Consider the following 17,002-nt stretch of genomic DNA (forward strand, 5'->3'; position numbering starts at 1 on the left):
TCCGCGCCGGTTGTAGCATGGGTTCGCTACATTTGTAGCGAAACCGGGAGGTGGCCGTGTTCCAGCAGGCACGGGCGCTCGCCGACCTGGCGCTGCGCCGCTACGACGCTCTCATCACGCTGTACGAACGGCACGGGCCGGTGTTCCGGCTCGGCACCGGGCGCGCCGGGTACGTGTACCTGCTCGGACCGGACGCCAACAGGTTCGTGTTCGGCAACCAGCACCTCTTCCGCAACCGGGAGGCGTTCGAGAGCCTCGTCCCCGTCAACGGCGAGACCTCGCTGATCGTGAGCGACGGCGAGGACCACCGCCGCCGCCGCGCGCTCGTCCGGCCCGCCCTGCACCACCGGCAGATCGATCGCTACGTGCGGACCATGGCGGAGAACGCCGACCGCGTCCTCGACGGCTGGGCCGACGGCGAGCGGGTCGACGTCTACGCCGAGTTCCGGGCGGCGATCCGGCGCAGCACCATCGAGGCGCTGTTCGGGCGGCGGCTGGCGGCGGACGCGCGGCTCGTCGGCGACGGCCTGCAGCCGATGCTGGAGATGATCGACCGGATGCCGCAGGCCCTGCGCGCCCACCGGCGGCTGCGCACGCCCGCCTGGCGCCGCGCGATGGCCGCGCGGCGGGTCGCCGACGCGCGCGTCTTCGCCGAGATCGACCGGCTTCGGCGCGGTGCGGCCGACGAGGACGACCACGTGCTCGCGACCCTCGTGCACGGCCGGAACGAGGAGGGGTCGGGGCTCGGCGACGTGGAGGTCCGCGACCAGGCGATCAACCTGATCGCCGCCGGGTACGACACCACGTCCGCCGCCATGGCGTGGGCCGTCCACGCGCTGATGACCGAGGACGGCGTGTGGGAGCGCGCGGCCGCCGAGGTCGCGGCGGCCGGCCCTCCGACGGCCGAGGCGCTGCGGCGGATGCCCTACCTCGACGGCGTCGTCCACGAGACGCTGCGGCTCCGCCCGCCCGGCCCGGTCAGCGCCCGCAAGGTCGCCGCCGACTTCGAGTTCGCCGGTCACCGCGTCCGCGCGGGCTCGATGGTGATCTACAGCCCGTACGTCACGCACCGGCTGCCGGAGGTGTGGCCCGAACCGCTCGCGTTCCGCCCCGAACGCTGGACGGACGGCCCGCGGCCGGGGCCGCACGAGTTCGTCCCGTTCGGCGGCGGCCCCCACCGCTGCATCGGCTCCGCCATGGCGACCACCGAGCTGACCGTGATGCTCGCGCGGCTGCTCGCCCGCGCGACGCTGCGGCCGGACCGGCGGGACCCGCGCCCCACCGGCCTGACCGCGATGCGCCCCCGCGGCGGGCTCCCGGCGACCGTCACCTCGCTGGCCCCCCGGGAGCCCGCCGCGGTCTGAGGGGTCAGGGCGCGGCGGTGCCGGCGGACGCCGGTTCCCGCCCGGCCGCGCCGTCCGCCCGGTCGGCGCCGGTGCCGCCGCCGCTGTCGCCGCCGGTGCCGCCGCCGTGGTGGTCGTCCAGCATCGTCGCCTCGTCGAACGGGTCGTCGCCCGCGAGGACGCGGCGGGCCTTGTCCCGGTCGAACTCGCGGGTCCAGATGCCGATGACGACGGTCGCGACGGCGTTGCCCGCGAAGTTGGTGAGGGCGCGGGCCTCCGACATGAAGCGGTCGATGCCGACGATGAAGCCGACGCCGTCCACGAGCTCGGGCCTGTGCGACTGGAGGCCGCCGGCGAGGGTGGCGAGCCCGGCGCCGGTGACGCCCGCGGCGCCCTTCGAGGCGATGATCATGAAGAGCAGGAGCGGGATCTGCTCGCCGACCGACAGCGGCTGGTCCTGCGCGGACGCGATGAACAGCGTCGCCATGGTCAGGTAGATGGCGGTGCCGTCGAGGTTGAACGAGTAGCCGGTCGGGACGGTGATGCCGACGACCGGGCGGCTGATCCCGAGGTGCTCCATCTTCGCGATGAGGCGGGGCAGCGCCGACTCCGAGGAGGACGTCGACAGGATCAGCAGGAACTCGCGGGCGAGGTAGCGCAGCAGCGCGAACACGTTGATCCGGGCGACCAGCCACAGCACCGCCCCGAGGATCACGAAGACGAACACCACGCAGGTGATGTAGAAGCCGACCATGATGACGGCGAGGCTGCGCAGCGCGTCCCAGCCGCTGGAGCCGACGACCGCGGCGATCGCGCCGAACGCGCCGACCGGCGCCGCCCACATGATCATCGCGAGCACGCGGAAGACCAGCTTCTGGAGGTGCTCGACGCCCCGCAGGATCGGGGCGCCCGCCGGGCCGAGCCGCTGCAGCGCGAAACCGACCAGGAGGGCGACCAGGAGCGTCTGCAGCACCTCGCCCGTGGTCAGCGCCGACACGAGCGTGTCGGGGATGACGCCGAGCAGGAAGTCGGCGGTGCCCTCGCCGCCCTCGGCCTGCTCGTGCGCCGACGACACGCTCGACGGGTCGAGGCGCATGTTCTCGCCCGGGTGCAGCATGTTGCCGACGACCAGGCCGATCGTCAGCGCGAACGTCGACATCAGCAGGAAGTAGCCGAGGGTGATGACGCCGACCTTGCCGACGCTGGCCGCGCGGGCGACCGAGCCGACGCCGAGCACGATCGTGCAGAAGATGACCGGCGCGATCATCATCTTGATCAGTTTGACGAAGGCCTCGCCGATCGGCTTCAGTTCGAGCGCGAATTCCGGCGCGGCGATCCCGACGGCCACGCCGGCGATCACGGCCGCGATGACCGCGAGATACAGGTAGTGCATGCGGTCCCCGCGCTCGCGGCCCGCTGGGGTGGGGGTGGCGGTCAACGTTCCGTCTCCTCTGCTCGTCCGGCGGGCCCACTATGCGCGCGGCCTGTGACCCCAGTCACTTTTGTGTACATTTCGTTCACGTGTCGGAGACCGGAGGTCTGCGGAAGGTGAAGGCGCTGGCCGCGGCGTCGTTCGGGCGCTGGAGCCTGGCGCGGCGGCTGCTCGTGCTGCAGGCCGTCGTCGTCGGCCTGCTCGTCGTCGGCACCGCCCTGGCCGGACTGGACGCGCGGCGCGCCGCGCACGACCGCGCGGAGCAGACCGTCACGGCGGTGGCGGAGAGCATCGCCGACTCCCCGGGCCTGCGCGCCGCGCTCCAACGGCCGGACCCGACGTCCGTCCTCCAGCCCTACACGGAGCTGATCAGGCACGACACCGGGATCGACTTCATCACGATCATGACGCCGGACGGCGTCCGCCACACCCACCCGGACCCCGCGCGGATCGGCGGCCGGTTCGTCGGCAACACCGGCCCCGCGCTCGCCGGCCGGACGTTCAGCGAGACCTACACCGGCACCCTCGGCCCGTCCGTCCGGACGGTCGCGCCCGTGTTCGGCGACGCCGCGCCCGGCGAACGGGGCCGCGTGGTGGCGCTGGTCGCGGCGGGCATCACCGTCCGGGAGATCGCCGCGGAGTTCGAGGAGCGGGTCGTGTCGCTCGGCCTGGTGGCGGCCGCGGTGCTGGGCGCCGGGATCGCCGGGAGCTGGCTGATCTCGGCGCGGCTGCGCCGCCAGACGCGCGGCGCCGCGCCCCGCGAGCTGCGCGAGATGTTCGACTACTACGAGGCGATCCTGCACGCCGTCCGGGAGGGGCTGCTGCTGACCGACCGGGCCGGACGGGTCGTCCTGTGCAACGACGCGGCCCGCGACCTGCTCGGGCTGCCGCCGCCCGGCGACGTGCGCGGCCGTCCCGCCGCCGGTCTCGGGCTGCCGGACGCGCTGGCCGCGGCGCTCGTGTCGCCCGGACCCCGCTCGGACGAGATCCACGTGGGGGACACGCGCGTCCTGGTCGTGAACACCTCGCCCGTCCGCTCCGGGGACCGGGCGAGGGGGCGCGCGTACATGGGGAACGTCGTGACGCTGCGGGACCACACCGAGCTGCAGGGGCTGGCCGGCGAGCTGGACAGCGTGCGCGGATTCGCCGAGTCGCTGCGGTCGCAGGCGCACGAAGCCGCGAACCGCCTGCATACAGTGGTGTCGCTGGTCGAACTCGGCCGTCCGGAGCAGGCCGTGGAGTTCGCGACGTCGGAGCTGGCGGCGGCGCAGCGGCTCACCGACCGGGTCGTCGGCGCGGTGCGCGAACCGGTGCTGGCGGCGCTGCTGCTCGGCAAGTCGGCCGAGGCCGCCGAACGCGGCGTCGAGCTCGAACTCGGCGGCGGGTCGGCGCTGGACGGCGCGGCGGGCGGCGTCGAGCCGCGCGACCTCGTCACGATCCTCGGCAACCTGATCGACAACGCGGTGGACGCGGCGATCGCCGGGGCCGGCCGGCGGCGGCCCCGGGTGACGGTCACCGTGCGGGCCGAGCCGGACGCGCTCGTGCTGACGGTCGCCGACAGCGGCCCGGGCGTCGACCCGGCGGCAGTCCCGGACATGTTCCGGCGCGGCTGGACGACGAAGGGCACCGGCGGACGGGACGCCGGCGACGACGCGGTCGGGCACGGTCTCGGGCTCGCGCTGGTCGGGCAGGCGGTGCGCCGGAACGGCGGGAGCATCGAAGTGGGCGCCGGGAGTGCCGAAGCGGGCGCGGAGCGGGACGGCGCGGAGGGCGGGGCGGAGTTCACCGTCCGGCTGCCGGTCGGCGAACGGACGGAGGAGACGGTGCGATGAGCGGCACGCCGATCCGGGTGCTGGTGGTGGAGGACGAGCGCGTCGCGGCGGAGGCGCACCGCGTCTACGTGGAGCGGGTGCCGGGGTTCGCGGTGGCCGGCGTGGTCCACTCGGGCGCGGACGCGCTGCGGTTCTGCCGCCGCGAGCCCGTCGACGTCGTCCTGCTGGACTTCTACCTGCCCGACACGCACGGGCTCACCGTGTGCCGGGCGCTGCGGGCCGAGGGCCGCGACGTGGACGTCATCGCCGTCACGTCCGCGCGGGACCTGACCGTCATCCGGTCGGCGGTGTCGTCCGGGATCGTCCAGTACCTGCTGAAACCGTTCACGTTCGCGTCGCTGCGGGAGCGGCTCGAACGGTACGCGCGGTTCCGCGACCAGACGGCGCGGGACGGGCAGGTCGCGGGACAGGCCGACGTGGACGGGATGCTCGCCGCGCTCCGCACCCCGGGGCGGCCGGCGCTGCCGAAGGGGATGAGCGGCGACACGCTGGAGCGGGTCAGCGCGGCGCTGAGCGGGGCGGCGGACGGGCTGTCGGCCGCGGCCGTCGCCGATCTGACCGGGGTCTCCCGCGTCACCGCGCGCCGCTACCTGGAGTACCTCGCCGACAACGGGCTGGCCGCGCGCCGCCCCCACTACGGGCAGGTCGGACGCCCCGAGGTGCGCTTCTACCCGGAGCGCGCTCAGGCCGCCGGGTAGAACGGGCGCGACTCGGGGTACCACTGGGACGAAGGTTCGTCAGTGCAACGACATCGGGGGAGTTGTCGTGGGTGACGTGAACGACAAGACCGAGCGCAGGACCCAGGGCGAGACGGCCCGCGACGCCGCGGCCGAGGGCGAGGAGCGGGCGCCCGCGCGGGACGCCGCGCAGCACCGCAAGGGCGCGGCGCCGAAGCCGGGCGACGCCGCGCGCAAGATGCGCGCGATGTTCAAGGGATAGGCGGGCTCGCCGGGCGGGCTCGGTGAAGGCGTTCTCGTGGCGGGGCCGGTGGGGTGCCACCGGCCCCTTCGCATGCCGGGGCAAAGCGTCGTTGACTTGATCTTTGTCCATTTTGGCGGTTTTTCTGGGCCGTGGCGAGCATCACCCTGGCGTTACCGATGCATTGGGGGGACGTCGTGAGTCAGGACGACGGGCGCACGGGCCAGGGCGCGACCGGGACCATGCACAAGCCGCCGCAGCAGCAGTCGCGACGGTCCGACTCGGGTGGCAGCGAGCTGGTCACGCAGGGCGGCAAGACGGCGATCGCCGACGTGGTGGTCGCGAAGATCGCGTCGATGGCCGCCCGGCAGGTCGGCGGCGTCTACGCGATGGGCGCCGGGATGAGCCGCGCGCTCGGCTCGATGCGGGAACGGATGCCCGGCATGTCCGGCGACACCACGCAGGGCGTGCAGGTGCAGGTCGGGGAACGGCAGGCCGCCGTGGACATCGACGTCGTCGTCGAGTACGGCGTCTCCATCCCGGACCTGGGGAACGCGATCCGCCGGAACGTCAGTAACGAGATCGAGCACATGTGCGGCCTGGAGGTCGTCGAGGTCAACATCTCCGTCGACGATGTGCACCTCGAGGACGAGGACGAGGACAAGGACCGGCAGCCCGAGGAGCCGCGGGTCCGATGATCACGTGGACGAACGCGCCGGAGCGGCCCCGCGCCGCACCGGCGGTGCAGGCCGCCGCGGCGGCCGCGCCGGTCGAGCCGTCGCCGGCCGAGGTCCTCGCCGAGCGGATCGCCGAACGGGTGCTGACCTGCGACGACGTCACGGCGCTGACGGCCGGGCCGCACGGCCGCGTCGCGACCTACCGGCGGGGCGCGCCGTTCGCGGGCGTCGCCGTCCGCGCCGGCACGGTCGAGGTCGGGATCGTCGCCCGGTACGGCCGCCCGCTGCCGTCGGTCGCCGAGGACGTCCGCGGGCTCGTCCGTCCGCTGTGCGAGGGGCGCGCGGTCGACGTGCTGATCGGGGACCTGGCCGAAGGCTGAGGGGGAGATCCGGATGGACATGAGACTGCTGTGGCCGCTGGTCGGCCTGGCGTTCGGCATCGCGCTCGGGTTCGCGGGCGCGTTCGGCGGCTTCGGCGCGTTCTTCATCGTGCTGCTGCTGGGCGCGTTCGGCTTCCTGATCGGCCGCGCCATCGAGGGCGAGCTGGACATCCGGCAGCTCTTCTCGATGAACGCCGGGAAGCGGCCGCGATGACCGCGCCGCCGGACGCCGGGGAGGACGCCCGGGAGGACGCCCGGGAGGACGCGCCGTCCGGTGAACGGGGCGAGACGCGGATCAGCGACCGGGCCGTCGCGCGGATCGTAGCCCGCGCCGCCGGCGAGGTCGAGGAGTCCGGCGGGCTCGGCCGCTCGCTGCTCGGGGTGTCCGTCCCCGGGCGCCGCGCCGCCCGCACCGAGGTCCGCGTGGACGGCGACATCGTCACCGCGCGGGTCGCGCTGTCGGTGACGTACCCGATGCCGGTGCGCGAGACGGCCCGCCGCGTCCGCGACAACGTGCGCGAACGGGTCGAGGCGCTGACCGGGCTGACGGTCCGGCAGGTGGACGTGGACGTCGCGGAGCTGGACCAGCCGCCCGCGCGCGAGAGGACGGTCCGATGACGACGCACGCGGGGCACGTCCGTCCGGCCCGTACCGGGCACGCGGATCGGGCCGCCCGGGCCCGCAAGGCCGACCGCGCCGCCCGGCACGCGTTCCGGTCACGGCGGGTCCGGATGGCGACGCTCGCCGCGGTCCTGCTGACCGCCGCCGCCGTCCTCACCGCCATCGAGGTGATCACCGGCCTGCTCGACCGGCCCTGGCACCTGGTCCCGTACGAGCGGGTCTCGGACGCGGCCTGGAACGACCCGAAGGTCCTCGGCATCACCGCCGCGCTCGCCGCGCTCGGCCTGATCTTCCTGCTCGCGGGCCTGCTGCCGGGCCGCACCCGCATGGTCCCGCTGCAGGGCGACGACCCGAACGTGGTGATGGGCGTGAACCGGCGCGGGCTGAAGCGCGCGGCGGCCGCCGCGGCCGAGGACGCCCCGGGCGTCTCGCGCGTCCGCAAGGTGAAGCTGCGCCGCCGCAAGGTGCAGGTCCGCGCCGAGACCCCCGTGCACGACCCCGAGGGCCTCGGGCAGGGCGTCGCGACGGCCGTCCAGGAGCGGCTGGACCGGCTCCGGCCGTTCCCGCCCCGCGCGGTCAAGGTCCGGCTCAGAGCCGAAGGAGACTGATGGACCGGCATCCCGCCCGCGCGAACCGCACCGGCCTCATCCTGCTGGGCGTCGTCCTGCTCGCCGCCGGCGGGGCGGGCCTCGCCCGCGGCGCGGGCCTGTTCGGCGACGAGACGACGCGGGTGCTCTCCCCGGACGTCCGGCGGTTCGCCGAGGACAACGCGTGGTTCTGGCCCGCGATCGCGGCCGCGGCCGTCGTCCTCGCGCTTCTCGGAGTGCTGTGGCTGATCGGCCAGGTCCGCACCCGCCGCGTCCCCGAACTCGCGATGGAGCCCGACCCGGACGGCGGGAGGACGAGCCTGTCCGCGAAGGCCGTCACCGGGGCCCTGGAGCGGGAGATCGAGCGGTATCCGGGCGTCCGCCGGGTCCGCGCCCGCCTGCTCGGCTCGTCCCGTGACCCCGAGCTGCGCCTCAACGTCACCTACGGGCACCGCGCCGACGCCGCCGACCTGCGCCGCCGCATCCAGGAGGAGGGCGTCCCGCGCCTGTGCGCCGCCCTCGAACGCGACACAGTCCCGACGGTCGTCCGCCTGCGCCTGGTGGCGAAGGACGAACCCACGACCGTTGTCTGAACGCGTTGTCTGAACGCGTCGTCCGAAGGCTTGACGGCGCTTTGGAACGCCGTTGGGACGACGGTGTCGGATACGCGACTAATGTCCGAATAGAGAACTTGACGTCGAGAGCAGAAGGAGGCGCGCTTGTCCCACCACCCACGCACGGGCGGCTCCGCAGAGGGGCTCTTCGACGTATGGAGGGAACACACGGATCACGGCATGGGCCCCTTCCACTGAGCGGCCCGCCGGCCCGGGGGTTGCGGCACTTCCCATTTCCACCGCGGCTCCCGGGCCTTTCCGTGTGTCGTCACGAGTCCGCGGCTTCGCCGGAGGCGACCCTCCGATCGCGGCGCGCGAGGAACTCCGCGACCGCGCGGACGATCACGGTGTTGGTCGAGACAGCGTCGGCCGCCGCGATCTCGACCAGCCTGGCGTCGAGTTCGCCGGGGAGGTCGACGCCGCGAGTGACCATGCCGGGACGCTGCCGAGCGGGCTGCACGCTCCGTCAGCATTCGATGACGTTGACGGCGAGGCCGCCGCGGGACGTCTCCTTGTACTTGTCGAGCATGTCGCGGCCGGTGTCGCGCATCGTCTTGATCGCCTTGTCGAGGGTGACGAAGTGGCGGCCGTCGCCGCGCAGCGCGATGCGGGCCGCGCTGATGGCCTTGATGGCGCCGACCGCGTTGCGCTCGATGCACGGCACCTGGACGAGCCCGCCCACCGGGTCGCACGTGAGGCCGAGGTTGTGCTCGATGCCGATCTCGGCCGCGTTCTCCACCTGCTCGGGCGTCCCGCCGAGGACCTCGGTGAGCCCGGCGGCGGCCATCGAGCAGGCCGAACCGACCTCGCCCTGGCAGCCCACCTCCGCGCCGGAGATGGACGCGTTCTGCTTGAACAGCACGCCCATCGCCCCGGCGGCCAGCATGAACCGGACGACCCCGTCGTCGTCCCGGCCGGGGACGAACCGGTCGTAGTAGTGCAGGACGGCCGGGATGATGCCCGCGGCCCCGTTCGTCGGGGCGGTGACGATCCGGCCGCCCGCCGCGTTCTCCTCGTTCACGGCGAGGGCGAACAGCGTCACCCAGTCCATCGCGTGCAGGGGATCGGCGGGCTTCTCCGCCATGAGCTGCCGGTGGAGCTGCGGTGCGCGGCGGCGGACCTTCAGCCCGCCGGGGAGCAGCCCCTCGCGGCCGCAGCCCCGCTCGACGCACGCGCGCATGACGTCCCACAGCTCGAGGAGCCGCGCGCGGATCTCGGCGGTCGAACGGCCGAACGCGCGCTCGTTCTCCAGCATGAGGCCCGACACCGACAGGCCCGTCTCCGCGCAGCGCTCCAGCAGCTCGGCGGCCGTGTCGAAACGGTGCGGCAGGACCGTGTCGTCCGGCTTGATGCGGTCGGCGCCGGTGGCGTTCTCGTCCACGATGAACCCGCCGCCGACCGAGTAGTACACCTTCGCGCGCAGCTCGTTCCCCGCGTCGTCGAACGCGGCGAACCGCATCCCGTTCGGGTGCCCGGGCAGCGACTCCTTCCGCTCGAACACCAGGTGCTCCCCGACCTCGAACGGGACGTCGCGGTCGCCGAACAGCCGGAGCGTCCCGCGGGCGCGGACGTCCGCGACGCGCTCGTCGGCGGTGTCGACGTCCACGGTCTCGGGCTTGTCCCCCTGCAAGCCGAGGATCACGGCCTTGTCGCTGCCGTGCCCCTTGCCCGTGAGGCCCAGCGACCCGTACAGGACGGCCCGCACGGACGCGGTCTTCTCCAGCAGCCCGTCCCGGTCCAGGCCCCGGGCGAACCGGTGCGCGGCCGCCATCGGGCCGCCGGTGTGCGAGGAGGAGGGGCCGATGCCGATCTTGAACAGGTCGAAAACGCTGATGGCCATGGATGCCCCCCGCGTTCCCCGCCGGGCCGCGCGGGCCCGGCGGGGAACGGCGATCTAGAGGTTCGGATACAGCGGGTGCCGGTCCGCGAGGGTCTTCACCCGCGCGGCCAGCGCGTCCCGGTCGAACGACGGCTGCAGCGCCAGCGCGATCACGTCGGCGACCTCGGCGAAGTCCTCCGTCGTGAACCCGCGCGTGGCCAGCGCCGGGGTGCCGATCCGCAGCCCGGACGTCACCATCGGCGGGCGCGGGTCGTTCGGGACCGCGTTCCGGTTGACGGTGATCCCGATGTCGTGCAGCCGGTCCTCGGCGTCCCGCCCGGTCAGCTCCGAGTCCACGAGGTCGACCAGGACCAGGTGGACGTCCGTGCCGCCGGTCAGCACCTTCACACCGGCCTTCGCCGAGTCCTCGGCGAGGAGGCGCTCGGCGAGGATCTTCGCGCCCTCGACGGTGCGCGACTGCCGCGCGCGGAACTCGTCCGAACCGGCGATCTTCAGCGCCACCGCCTTCGCGGCGATCACGTGCTCCAGCGGCCCGCCCTGCATGCCGGGGAACACCGCCGAGTTGATCTTCTTGCCGTACTCCTCGCGGGACAGGATCAGCCCGCCGCGCGGCCCGCCCAGCGTCTTGTGCGTCGTCGTCGTGACGATGTCCGCGTGCGGGACGGGCGAGGGGTGCAGGCCCGCCGCGACGAGGCCCGCGAAGTGCGCCATGTCGACCATGAGCAGGGCCCCGACGGAGTCGGCGATCTCCCGGAACGCCGCGAAGTCGAGCTGCCGCGGGTACGCCGACCAGCCCGCCACGATCATCTTCGGCCGGTGCTCGGCGGCCAGCGAGGCCACCTCGTCCATGTCGACCCGGCCGTCGTCCGCGCGCACGTGGTAGGGCACCACGTTCAGCACCTTGCCGGAGTAGTTCAGCCGCATCCCGTGGGTGAGGTGCCCGCCGTGCGCGAGGTCCAGCCCGAGGATCGTGTCGCCGTGCTGAAGCAGCGCGAAGTACACGGCCGTGTTGGCCTGCGCGCCGCTGTGCGGCTGGACGTTCGCGTGCTCGGCGCCGAACAGCTCCGTGGCGCGGTCGATCGCGAGCTGCTCGGTGACGTCCACGTACTCGCAGCCGCCGTAGTACCGGCGCCCCGGGTAGCCCTCGGCGTACTTGTTGGTGAGGACCGACCCCTGCGCCTCCAGCACCGACGTCGGCGCGAAGTTCTCCGACGCGATCATCTCCAGCGTCGACTGCTGGCGCCGCAGCTCGGCGCCGACGGCCTCGGCGACCTGCGGGTCGGCCTCGGCCAGCGAAGCGTAGAGCGACACCGTCACGCCTCCTCGACGAGCTTGTCGTAGGCGGCCGAGTCCAGCAGGTCGCCCGGCTCCTCGGAGATGCGCACCTTGAAGATCCAGCCCTCCCCGTACGGGTCGTCGTTGATCACGCTCGGCTCGTCCACCACGCTCGTGTTGATCGCCGTGATCTCGCCGCTGACCGGGGAGTACAGGTCGCTGACCGACTTGGTCGACTCCACCTCGCCGCAGGGCTCGCCCGCCTCGACGGTGTCGCCCTCGGACGGCTGCAGCTCGAGGTAGACGATCTCACCGAGGGCCTCGGCGGCGTGGGCCGTGATCCCGACCGTGACGATGCCGTCCTCGGGCGCCTGCCCGGCGCTGTCGAGGCCGGCCACCCACTCGTGCTCCTCGCTGTAGCGGAGCTGCTCCGGAACGCTCACGTTGTTGCTCTCTCTTTCAAGGACGCTTGTAGAACGGCAGGGCGACCACGTCGACCGGTTCGGTCCGGCCGCGGACGTCCACGGCCAGATCGGACTCCTCGACACCGGTGTCGAGGTACGCCATGGCGATCGGCTTGCCCAGTGTGGGCGACGGCGCGCCGCTCGTCACGACGCCGCACGGAGCGCCGTCGGACGTGACGACCGCATACCCCTTGCGGGGCGCGCGACGCCCCCGCGCCACCAGTCCCACGAGCCTACGGCCCGCGGGGGTCTGCGCCTGCGCCGCCAGGGCGTTCTTCCCGACGAAATCGACGGGCTTGTCCAGTTTGACGACACGGCCCAGCCCGGCTTCGAACGGGGTGGTCTCGGCCGTCAGCTCGTTGCCGTACAGCGGCATCCCCGCCTCCAGCCGGAGGCTGTCGCGCGCCGCGAGGCCGCACGGGACGACGCCGTCCACGGCCGCCAGCTCCCGCCACAGCCGCTCGGCGTCGCCCGCGTCGACGAACAGCTCGAAGCCGTCCTCGCCCGTGTAGCCGGTGCGGGCGACGAGCGCGTCGACGCCCGCCACCTCGGCCGCCAGCACGGCGTAGTACCTGAGGTCGTCCAGCGGCGCGCCGGTGAAGCGCTCGAGGATCCCCTGCGCGCGCGGGCCCTGGAGCGCGACGAGCGCGTACGCGGCGGACCGGTCCTCGACGGCCGCGTCGAACCCGCGCGCCCGCTCGACGAGCGCGTCGTGGACGACGTCCGCGTTCGCGGCGTTCGCGACGACCATCCACGTCTCGTCCGCGAGCCGGTACACGATCAGATCGTCGAGGACGCCGCCGTCGGGCGCGCAGATCATCGTGTAGCGGGCCTTGCCGACCTTCATCGGCGACAGGTTCCCGACGAGCGCGTGGTCGAGGGCCTCCCCGGCGCCCGGCCCGGCGAGGAAGATCTCCCCCATGTGGGACAGGTCGAACAGCCCGGCGCCGGTGCGGACGGCGCGGTGCTCGGCCGTCTCGCCGGCGTAGCGCAGCGGCATCATGTACCCGGCGAAGTCGACGAGGTGCGCGCCGAGGTCCGTGTGGACGTCGTGCAGCGGCGTTCTCTTCGCGTTGGGATCGGCGGACATCGGTTCGGCTCCTTCGTCACGGGCGCGACGTGGTCCATCGTCCCACTCGCGCACCGGGCGTCTCGGTGCCTCCCCCTCTGTCATCGGCGCCTGAGAGTTTCACCCGCGGCCGGACGTCCGAGCGGACGCCGCGCGCCGCGGGCTTTCACCTTCGGCGGGGGACCGGGGTCCCCGCTTTCCAGAGGTCGCCTGGCCCGTGCGGTCCATGGGCCTGAGAGGTTCCGGGGAGGATTTGCTCCTTCGGCGTCCCGGGCCGGCTGCCGGGGACTCTCCCGCACGGGATGAACGGCTTTCGCGTCAGGCTAGCAGCGGCGTCGCCGCCTCGACCAGCCCCGGGGCCGGCCGGCGGGCGGGTCGGTGGAGAACTTCCTCGCGCACGCCCCCATCGCCTTCCCGACCCGCGCTGTCCGCTCCCAGGGGCGGATTCCCGGGGCATCCGGACGGCCCGCCGCATGACGTACGCTGAGTTGGTTCCTGGAGATCACCCCGCCGGGCGGGGGTGCGGACGACCGGAGGGCGTGACGCATGGGCTGGCTGGCCGGCGTACTGATCCTTTTCTTCGGCCTGATGGCGTCCATCGCCCTGCACGAACTGGGACACTTCTCCTTCGCCAAGCTGTTCAAGGTGCGCACCACCCAGTTCATGGTCGGTTTCGGCCCCACGCTGTGGTCCCGGCGCAAGGGCGAGACCGAGTACGGCATCAAGTGGATCCCGCTCGGCGGCTACATCCGGATGATCGGGATGCTCCCGCCCCGCAAGGGCGACAAGCCCGGCCAGATCCGGCAGATCAGCACCGGCCCGTGGCAGGGACTGATCGAGTCGGCGCGCGGCGCGGCCCTGGAGGAGGTCCGGCCCGGCGACGAGGACCGCGTCTTCTACGTCAAGCCCTGGTGGCAGAAGCTGCTGATCATGTTCGGCGGGCCCGCGATGAACCTGCTGCTCGCGGTGGTGTTCTTCGGGATCCTGATCATGGGCCTCGGCACGTACGTGAGCAAGCCCGTCATCCATCAGGTCTCCGACTGCATCATCCCGACGAGCCAGGCCGCGGAGGTCGACACCTGCCCCGCCGACGCCACGCCCACCCCGGCGCGGCAGGCCGGGCTGCAGGCCGGCGACCGCGTGGTCTCCTTCGGCGGCACTCGCATCGAGGACTACGAGCAGCTCCAGCTGCTGATCCGCGACTCGGCGAACAAGACCGTCCCGGTGATGATCGAGCGCGACGGCGAGAGCATGCGGCTGGACGTCCCGATCACGCAGAACCGGTTGCAGAGCCTGGACGACCCGGACAAGGTCGTCACCGTCGGCTTCCTCGGCATCACCCCCGTCCGCGAGCTCGAACGGCAGGGGCCCGGGGCCGTCGCCGAGCACATGACCGACCTCACCGGCCGGACCGTCGAGGCGCTGCTCCACATGCCGCAGAAGATGGTCGGCGTGTGGGAGGCGGCGTTCGGCGGCGAGGAACGCGACCCGAACGGGCCGGTCGGCGTCGTCGGCGTCAGCCGGTTCGGCGGCGAGGTCGCCGCGTCCGACGCGCTCACCGGGCAGGAGAAGGTCTCCTACTTCGTCATGCTGCTCGGTTCGCTGAACCTCGCGGTCGGGCTGTTCAACCTCGTCCCGCTGCTCCCGCTGGACGGCGGCCACATCGCCGGCGCCCTGCTGGAGGCGGTCAAGAAGTTCTTCGCGAAGATCTTCCGCAGGCCCGACCCCGGCTACGTGGACATCGCCAAGGCGCTGCCCGTCACGTACGCGATGGCGATCGTGCTGATCGTCATGGGCGGCCTGCTGATCTACGCCGACCTGGTGAACCCGATCCGGCTCATGTGACGCCGCCGCCCGGCCCGTCCGGTTCGACGTCCGGGAGCACGCCGGTCGCGAGGAACGTCTCCAGCGCCGCCATGTACGGCGCGATGTCGAGCCCCTGCGTGCGCAGCCACGCGTCCGAACCGTACGTCCCCGTGTAGCGCTCGCCGCCGTCGCAGATCAGCGTCACCACGCTGCCGCGCTCCCCCCGCGCCCGCATCTCCGCGATCAGCCGCACCACGCCCCACATGTTCGTGCCCGTCGAACCGCCCACGCTCCGGCCGCCGACCGCGCTCGTCCACCGCATCGCCGCGATCGACGCCGCGTCCGGCACCCGGATCATCCGGTCGATCACCGTCGGCAGGAAGGACGGCTCGACGCGCGGGCGCCCGATGCCCTCGATGCGCGAACCGGACGCCGTCCGTCCGGGGTCCTGGTCCTGGAACGAGCCGAAGAACGCCGACCCCTCCGGATCGACCACCGCGAGCCGCGTCTGGAACCGCCGGTACCGGACGTAGCGGCCGATCGTCGCGGACGTCCCGCCCGTCCCGGCGCCCACCACCACCCAGGACGGCTCGGGGAACCGCTCCAGCCGCAGCTGCTCGAAGATCGACTCGGCGATGTTGTTGTTGCCGCGCCAGTCCGTCGCCCGCTCGGCGAACGTGAACTGGTCCATGAAGTGGCCGCCGCACTCGGCCGCGAGCCGCCGCGACTCGTCGTAGATCGCGCCCGGCTCGTCCACCAGATGGCAGCGGCCGCCGTGGAACTCGATCAGCGAGATCTTCTCCGGGCTCGTCGACGCCGGCATCACCGCGACGAACGGCAGCCCCAGCAGCCGCGCGAAGTACGCCTCCGACACCGCCGTCGACCCGCTGGACGCCTCGATGATCGTCGTGTCGCGGGTGATCCACCCGTTCGCCAGCCCGTACAGGAACAGCGACCGCGCGAGCCGGTGCTTCAGCGACCCGGTCGGATGCACCGACTCGTCCTTCATGTACAGGTCGATGCCCCATTCGGGCGGCAGCGGGAACACGTGCAGGTGCGTGTCCGCGCTGCGGTTCGCGTCCGCCTCCACCAGCCGGATCGCCTCGGCGATCCAGGCGCGCCCGCCGGGGTCGCACCGCTCCACGATCCCGCCCACGGCTCCCCCTCGAACGTCCATGATCGGCAGGTTCCCACGATAACGGTGCAAGTCACCGGGCATCATGGAGCCCACGGGGGGCTCATGATCCATTTGTTCGAGGAACGCATCGTCGACACCGGCCGCCTGCCGCTGTTCGGCTTCTTCGTCGCGTTCATCGTCACGTTCGTCCTCACCCGGGTGAACGTGCGGCTGATCCGCGCGAACGTCCGCTGGTGGTTCCGCAACGTCAAGGCGGGCGACGTCCACATCCACCACGTCGTGTTCGGCGTCGTCCTCATGCTGCTCGGCGGCGTCGCGAGCCTCGCCGTCCCGGACGGCCGCGTCGGGTTCGACCTCGCCGCCGCCGTCGTCTTCGGCATGGGGTCCGCGCTCGTCCTCGACGAGTTCGCGCTGATCCTGCACCTCAGCGACGTCTACTGGACGGAGAAGGGCCGCGCGTCCGTCGACGCCGTGTTCGTCGCGATCGCCGTCACCGGCCTGCTCCTGCTCGGCGTCAACCCGCTCGGCGTGGAGAGTTCGCCGCTCCCGTCCGTCCCCGGAGTCCAGGTCGAGCTCATCTCCGGGTTCTACGTCGCGTCCCTCGCGATCAACCTGGTCTTCGCGACGCTGACGCTCCTCAAGGGCAAGATCTGGACGGGCCTCATCGGCCTCTTCGTGCCCGCGCTGCTGCTCGTCGGCGCCGTCCGCGTCGCCCGTCCGGGCTCCCCGTGGTCCCGCTGGCGATACGACGTCGACTCCCGCAAGTACGCCCGCGCCGTCAACCGCGAGAAGCGGATCCGCCGCCCCCTCATCCGCGGCAAGATCTGGGTGCAGGAGTTCATCGCCGGACGCCACGACCTCATCCCGCCCGAACTGCGGCACCGCCGCAACACCGCCGAACGCGCCCGCCGCCGCAGGCTCGCCCGCGCACGGCGGCGCGCCGCCGCCCGCGCCCAGCGCCGCACGGTCTCGCGCGTCCGGACCCGCACGACGCCCCGGCTGCGGG

19 protein-coding genes and 2 riboswitches are annotated in these 17,002 nt (G+C 73.1%); of the genes, 12 read left to right on the top strand and 7 right to left on the bottom strand.

Going from position 1 to position 17,002, the window contains the following annotated elements:
• Positions 1-56: 56 nt before the first annotated feature.
• Positions 57-1,364, top strand: a complete 1,308-nt coding sequence (locus ACFQ11_RS11275; RefSeq protein ID WP_378298006.1) for a cytochrome P450 — start codon at positions 57-59, stop codon at positions 1,362-1,364.
• Positions 1,365-1,368: 4 nt separating this feature from the next.
• Here the strand turns inward: ACFQ11_RS11275 and ACFQ11_RS11280 are convergent, their stop codons facing one another.
• Positions 1,369-2,781, bottom strand: coding sequence for a cation:dicarboxylate symporter family transporter (locus ACFQ11_RS11280; protein WP_378298008.1), 1,413 nt, complete (start codon positions 2,779-2,781; stop codon positions 1,369-1,371).
• Positions 2,782-2,864: 83 nt separating this feature from the next.
• Here ACFQ11_RS11280 and ACFQ11_RS11285 point away from each other — a divergent pair, with 83 nt between their 5' ends.
• The 9 genes from ACFQ11_RS11285 to amaP all read left to right on the top strand — a co-directional run bounded on the left by ACFQ11_RS11285 (position 2,865) and on the right by amaP (position 8,383).
• Positions 2,865-4,607 carry a sensor histidine kinase gene (locus tag ACFQ11_RS11285; protein ID WP_378298010.1) on the top strand — a complete coding sequence of 581 codons (1,743 nt, stop codon included), beginning with the start codon at positions 2,865-2,867 and terminating at the stop codon, positions 4,605-4,607.
• Positions 4,604-5,305 carry a response regulator gene (locus ACFQ11_RS11290; protein WP_378298012.1) on the top strand — a complete coding sequence of 234 codons (702 nt, stop codon included), beginning with the start codon at positions 4,604-4,606 and terminating at the stop codon, positions 5,303-5,305. The genes ACFQ11_RS11285 and ACFQ11_RS11290 overlap by 4 nt, the downstream gene beginning before the upstream one ends.
• 76 nt (positions 5,306-5,381) lie before the next feature.
• Positions 5,382-5,546, top strand: a complete 165-nt coding sequence (locus tag ACFQ11_RS11295) for a hypothetical protein (protein WP_378298014.1) — start codon at positions 5,382-5,384, stop codon at positions 5,544-5,546.
• A 176-nt stretch (positions 5,547-5,722) separates the two neighbouring features.
• Positions 5,723-6,223 (top strand): Asp23/Gls24 family envelope stress response protein, encoded by a 501-nt coding sequence (locus ACFQ11_RS11300; protein WP_378298017.1) that lies wholly within the window; start codon positions 5,723-5,725, stop codon positions 6,221-6,223.
• Positions 6,220-6,582, top strand: coding sequence for a hypothetical protein (locus ACFQ11_RS11305; RefSeq protein WP_378298019.1), 363 nt, complete (start codon positions 6,220-6,222; stop codon positions 6,580-6,582). Before ACFQ11_RS11300 ends, ACFQ11_RS11305 begins: the two co-directional genes overlap by 4 nt.
• A gap of 13 nt (positions 6,583-6,595) precedes the next feature.
• Positions 6,596-6,796 (top strand): hypothetical protein, encoded by a 201-nt coding sequence (locus ACFQ11_RS11310; RefSeq protein ID WP_378298020.1) that lies wholly within the window; start codon positions 6,596-6,598, stop codon positions 6,794-6,796.
• Entirely contained in the window at positions 6,793-7,200 is a 408-nt protein-coding gene (locus ACFQ11_RS11315; RefSeq protein ID WP_378298022.1) for an Asp23/Gls24 family envelope stress response protein, read from the top strand. Before ACFQ11_RS11310 ends, ACFQ11_RS11315 begins: the two co-directional genes overlap by 4 nt.
• Entirely contained in the window at positions 7,197-7,811 is a 615-nt protein-coding gene (locus ACFQ11_RS11320) for a DUF6286 domain-containing protein (RefSeq protein WP_378298023.1), read from the top strand. Before ACFQ11_RS11315 ends, ACFQ11_RS11320 begins: the two co-directional genes overlap by 4 nt.
• Positions 7,811-8,383 carry an alkaline shock response membrane anchor protein AmaP gene (gene amaP / locus ACFQ11_RS11325; RefSeq protein ID WP_378298024.1) on the top strand — a complete coding sequence of 191 codons (573 nt, stop codon included), beginning with the start codon at positions 7,811-7,813 and terminating at the stop codon, positions 8,381-8,383. Before ACFQ11_RS11320 ends, amaP begins: the two co-directional genes overlap by 1 nt.
• Before the next feature lie 289 nt (positions 8,384-8,672).
• Here amaP and ACFQ11_RS11330 read toward each other — a convergent pair whose 3' ends face one another.
• The 5 genes from ACFQ11_RS11330 to gcvT are packed head-to-tail and all read right to left on the bottom strand — an operon-like array spanning position 8,673 to position 13,073.
• Complete coding sequence (locus ACFQ11_RS11330) at positions 8,673-8,837, bottom strand: hypothetical protein (RefSeq protein ID WP_378298026.1); 165 nt, start codon at positions 8,835-8,837, stop codon at positions 8,673-8,675.
• A 33-nt stretch (positions 8,838-8,870) separates the two neighbouring features.
• Positions 8,871-10,244: an L-serine ammonia-lyase gene (locus tag ACFQ11_RS11335; RefSeq protein WP_378298028.1), complete on the bottom strand. Its 1,374-nt coding sequence runs from the start codon at positions 10,242-10,244 to the stop codon at positions 8,871-8,873.
• Between the two features lie 54 nt (positions 10,245-10,298).
• Entirely contained in the window at positions 10,299-11,561 is a 1,263-nt protein-coding gene (locus tag ACFQ11_RS11340; protein ID WP_378298030.1) for a serine hydroxymethyltransferase, read from the bottom strand.
• Entirely contained in the window at positions 11,558-11,962 is a 405-nt protein-coding gene (gene gcvH / locus ACFQ11_RS11345) for a glycine cleavage system protein GcvH (RefSeq protein WP_378298032.1), read from the bottom strand. Before gcvH ends, ACFQ11_RS11340 begins: the two co-directional genes overlap by 4 nt.
• Before the next feature lie 16 nt (positions 11,963-11,978).
• Positions 11,979-13,073 carry a glycine cleavage system aminomethyltransferase GcvT gene (gene gcvT / locus ACFQ11_RS11350; protein ID WP_378298034.1) on the bottom strand — a complete coding sequence of 365 codons (1,095 nt, stop codon included), beginning with the start codon at positions 13,071-13,073 and terminating at the stop codon, positions 11,979-11,981.
• A gap of 74 nt (positions 13,074-13,147) precedes the next feature.
• Positions 13,148-13,258: riboswitch (glycine riboswitch) on the bottom strand.
• A 4-nt stretch (positions 13,259-13,262) separates the two neighbouring features.
• Positions 13,263-13,358, bottom strand: a riboswitch (glycine riboswitch).
• A 240-nt stretch (positions 13,359-13,598) separates the two neighbouring features.
• Between gcvT and ACFQ11_RS11355 the strand changes: the two genes are divergently transcribed.
• Positions 13,599-14,897 carry a M50 family metallopeptidase gene (locus ACFQ11_RS11355; RefSeq protein ID WP_378298036.1) on the top strand — a complete coding sequence of 433 codons (1,299 nt, stop codon included), beginning with the start codon at positions 13,599-13,601 and terminating at the stop codon, positions 14,895-14,897.
• On the opposite strand, the gene cds1 is transcribed toward ACFQ11_RS11355, so the two are convergent.
• Positions 14,890-16,035: an L-cysteine desulfhydrase Cds1 gene (gene cds1 / locus ACFQ11_RS11360; protein WP_378298037.1), complete on the bottom strand. Its 1,146-nt coding sequence runs from the start codon at positions 16,033-16,035 to the stop codon at positions 14,890-14,892. The genes ACFQ11_RS11355 and cds1 overlap by 8 nt on opposite strands.
• 63 nt (positions 16,036-16,098) lie before the next feature.
• Here cds1 and ACFQ11_RS11365 point away from each other — a divergent pair.
• The coding region (locus tag ACFQ11_RS11365; RefSeq protein ID WP_378298039.1) for a hypothetical protein at positions 16,099-17,002 on the top strand (904 nt) is incomplete at its 3' end.

The sequence above is a fragment of the Actinomadura sediminis genome, assembly GCF_042675525.1.
Taxonomy (GTDB): Bacteria; Actinomycetota; Actinomycetes; order Streptosporangiales; family Streptosporangiaceae; genus Spirillospora; species Spirillospora sediminis.